The 3,415-nt window shown below is 65.2% G+C and carries 4 protein-coding genes; 2 read left to right on the top strand and 2 right to left on the bottom strand.

Translation table 11 applies throughout. From position 1 onward, the window contains the following. A partial coding sequence (locus AC1HC7_RS14945) for a helix-turn-helix domain-containing protein (protein ID WP_479499179.1) occupies positions 1-429 on the top strand: 429 nt, incomplete at its 5' end. A gap of 29 nt (positions 430-458) precedes the next feature. Here AC1HC7_RS14945 and AC1HC7_RS14940 read toward each other — a convergent pair. Further along, the gene (locus AC1HC7_RS14940) at positions 459-2,117 is read right to left on the bottom strand and encodes an electron transfer flavoprotein-ubiquinone oxidoreductase (RefSeq protein WP_479496621.1); all 1,659 of its coding nucleotides are present in this window, start codon (positions 2,115-2,117) and stop codon (positions 459-461) included. Between the two features lie 247 nt (positions 2,118-2,364). Here AC1HC7_RS14940 and AC1HC7_RS14935 point away from each other — a divergent pair, with 247 nt between their 5' ends. Continuing rightward, on the top strand, positions 2,365-3,105 hold the full coding sequence (locus AC1HC7_RS14935; RefSeq protein ID WP_479499178.1) for a 50S ribosomal protein L11 methyltransferase: 741 nt from the start codon (positions 2,365-2,367) through the stop codon (positions 3,103-3,105). On the opposite strand, the gene AC1HC7_RS14930 is transcribed toward AC1HC7_RS14935, so the two are convergent. Then, positions 3,102-3,415, bottom strand: a 314-nt coding sequence (locus AC1HC7_RS14930; RefSeq protein WP_479499177.1) for a hypothetical protein, incomplete at its 5' end; no start/stop codon positions are given. The two genes, AC1HC7_RS14935 and AC1HC7_RS14930, sit on opposite strands and share 4 nt — an antisense overlap.

The raw sequence follows: 3,415 nt of genomic DNA, 5'->3' as shown, positions 1-3,415 counted from the left end.
CGGCTTGCCGCGCCGCCGCCGCCGCCCGCCCGCGCCAACCAGGCGCGCCGCGGCGACGGGGCGGCGGTGCATGGGGCGGTGCATGGGGCGGTGCATGGGGCGGCGGGCTTTCGCCCGCGCAGCGCCTCTGACGCGGACCGGCGCGGGGACCCCGCGCTGAGCGGCGCGACGGGCGATCCGCTCCGCGCGCCGGTCAACGGCGGGGCCGGGCGACGCAACGAAACGGCGCAGGGCGACGCGCCGGTCACCGGGTCGTTCTGCGCCGCCGACGGGCATGTGCGCCCGATCTCGGACATCGAGGCGGACGCCATCCGCATCGCCCTGCACCGCTACAACGGCAACATGTCGGAGGTGTCGCGCCGGCTCGGCATCGGCCGCTCGACGCTGTATCGCAAGATCCGCGAGCACGGGATCGAAGAGTCCCGCTGACCCGGCGCGCGCCGCATGCCGGGGCCGCGTCACATGTTGGGGTAGGTCGGCCCCTCGCCGCCCTGGGGCGTGCGCCAGGTGATGTTCTGGGCCGGGTCCTTGATGTCGCAGGTCTTGCAGTGCACGCAGTTCTGCGCGTTGATCACGAAGCGCGGATTGCCGCCGTCATCGTCGCGCACCACCTCGTAGACCCCCGCGGGGCAATAGCGCTGCGCCGGCTCGGCGTATTTCGGCAGGTTCCAGTTAATCGGAATGTCGGGGTCTTCCAGATGCAGGTGGCAGGGTTCGTCCTCGGCGTGGTTGGTGCCTGAAAAGCTGACATTGGTCAGCCGGTCGAAGCTGAGCTTGCCATCGGGCTTGGGGTAGTCGATCGGCGGGTGGCGGTCGGCGCGGCCGGTGGCCTTAGCGTCGCTCTTGCCCTGGCCGAGCGTGCCGAACAGCGTGCGCCCGAACAGGCTGGCGCACCACATGTCGACGCCGCCGAGCCCGAGCCCGCCGAACAGCCCGTAGCGCGACCACAGCGGCTTGACGTTGCGCACCGGCTTCAGGTCCCTGGCGATGGGGCCCGCGCGCACGTCGTCCTCGTAGGCGGTCAGCTCGTCCGACTGGCGCCCGGTCCGCAGCGCCGTCCAGGCGGCTTCGGCCGCCGCCTTGCCCGAGAGCATGGCGTTGTGGTTGCCCTTGATGCGCGGCAGGTTGACCATGCCCGCCGAACAGCCCAGCAGGGCGCCGCCGGGGAAGGTCAGCTTGGGCATGGACTGCCAGCCGCCCTCGGTGATGGCGCGCGCCCCGTAGGCGATGCGCTTGCCGCCCTTCAGCAGTTCGGCCACCACCGGGTGATGCTTGAGCCGCTGGAATTCCATATAGGGATGCAGATGCGGGTTCTTGTAGTTCAGATGCACCACGAATCCGATGAAGATCTGGTTGTTTTCCGCGTGATAGATGAAGGCCCCGCCGCCGGCGTTGTTGTTGAGCGGCCAGCCCATGGTGTGCACGACGCGCCCAGGATGGTGCTTTTCGGCGGGGATTTCCCAGATTTCCTTCATGCCGAGTCCGTATTTCTGCACTTCGCAGAAATTGTCGAGCCCGTAATTGGCGATGACCTGCTTTGACAGCGACCCGCGCACGCCCTCGGCCAGGAACACGTATTTGCCCAGCAGCTCCATGCCCGGCTCGTAGGCCGGGCCGGGGGTTCCGTCGGGCTTGAGGCCGAATTCGCCCGCCACCACGCCGCGGATCTCGCCGCGCTCGCCGAAGACCAGCTCCGAACAGGCCATGCCGGGGAAGATCTCCACGCCCAGCGCCTCGGCCTGCTCGGCCATCCAGCGGCAGACATTGCCCATGGAGACGATGCGGGCGCCGTGATTGTTCATCAGCGGCGGCATGGGGAAATTCGGGATGCGCAGGTCGCCATGTTCGCCCAGCAGCAGGAAATGATCCTCGGTGACCTTGACGCCGAGCGGCGCGCCCCTGGCCTTCCAGTCCGGGATCAGCGCGTCGAGCCCGGCGGTGTCGAGCACCGCGCCGGACAGGATATGGGCGCCGACCTCGGCGCCTTTCTCCAGCACCACGACCGACACGTCGTCGCCGCCCAGTTGCTTGAGGCGGATCGCGGCAGACAGCCCGGCAGGCCCGGCGCCGACGATGACCACGTCGTATTCCATGGATTCGCGGGTGATCTCGGACATGGCGTTACCTCGGACTTGGGCGTTGGCGATCTGGGTTTCGTCAAGGGCGCGGCGACTGCGCCCCGAGGCGTAGCCAGCGCCGCGCGCGGCGTCAATGGCGACGTGGCGACACGGCCCGGCGACACGGCCCGGCGCCATGGGACGGCCGCGGCGGCGGCCTGACGGGGGCGGCCTGACGGGGGCGGCCTGACGGGGGCGCGGCGCAGGGGCGCTCGACTACGCCGCGCGCGGCGCTAGACTGCGCGCCATGACCCAGACGGAGAATGGCGGGATTCGCGACCTGGCCGGGCGCGCGGCGCTGATCGCGGCGCTGCAGGCGCAGGCGACGCTGGTATCTGAACTGCCCGAGGTCGACTGGGTGGCCCATGTGCGCCGCGAACTGTCGCCGGTGCAGGCGGGGCGGTTCTTTGTTTACGGAAGCCATGATGCCGACAAATTGCCCGATGGTTCAATCGCTTTGCTGATCGAGGCGGCGATGGCCTTTGGCACGGGGCACCACGGCACCACACTGGGCTGTTTGCAGATGCTGGATCAACTGGTGAATGACGGGTTTGTCGGTGAAAACGTGGCGGATATCGGCTGCGGCACGGCGGTGCTGGCAATGGCGGCGGCGAAAATCTGGCCCAATCCGGTTCTGGCCAGCGATATTGATGTGCAGGCGGTGGATGTGGCCCGGGCCAATGTGACCTGCAATGATCTGGAGGGGCGGGTGATCTGTGTCGAGGCGGCCGGATTTGACGCGCCGGAATTGAAACAAGCCGCCCCCTTTGATCTGGTCTTTGCCAATATTTTGAAAGGCCCGTTGATCAGTTTAGCGTCGGATATGGGTGATTCGGTCAAAAATGGCGGATATGCGATCCTTTCGGGTATTTTGAACGAACAGGCACAAGAAGTTGTTAATGTTTACACGCATAACGGGTTAGATTTGGCCGGAAAACGCGAAAATGGCGAATGGACAACGTTATTATTGCGACGAAAACCCGCTTAACCATTGTATATTACAGCGTGAAACGCCATAATCGTCCAAATTACGCCATAATTTGGCGTTCTTATAGAAATTCGTGGATAAATAGTGAGGCTATAATTATGGCTGACCCAAATATGAGAGACTTCGGTAAGCGGGTGAGACGCATCAACAAGCGTCACAATAAGCTTGCGAACGGATATATTACATCGGTGAATCACGATGGCTTGATTGTAGCCAAGGTTCGGCGTAGCGGTCCGCGCTTTCCCTGGAAGGGTATAGCGCTGTGCTTTGTTGCCTTCTTTATCTTCAAAGGGTTCCTGCTGGTTCAGCT

The organism is Oceanicella sp., from assembly GCF_056449545.1.
This window is presented reverse-complemented; position numbering and strand designations above follow the sequence as displayed.

Excerpts from the sequence above, each read along its gene's own strand:
- AC1HC7_RS14940 (WP_479496621.1), bottom strand. The coding sequence starts at position 2,117 with ATGTCCGAGATCACCCGCGAATCCATGGAATACGACGTGGTCATCGTC.
- AC1HC7_RS14935 (WP_479499178.1), top strand. The coding sequence starts at position 2,365 with ATGACCCAGACGGAGAATGGCGGGATTCGCGACCTGGCCGGGCGCGCG.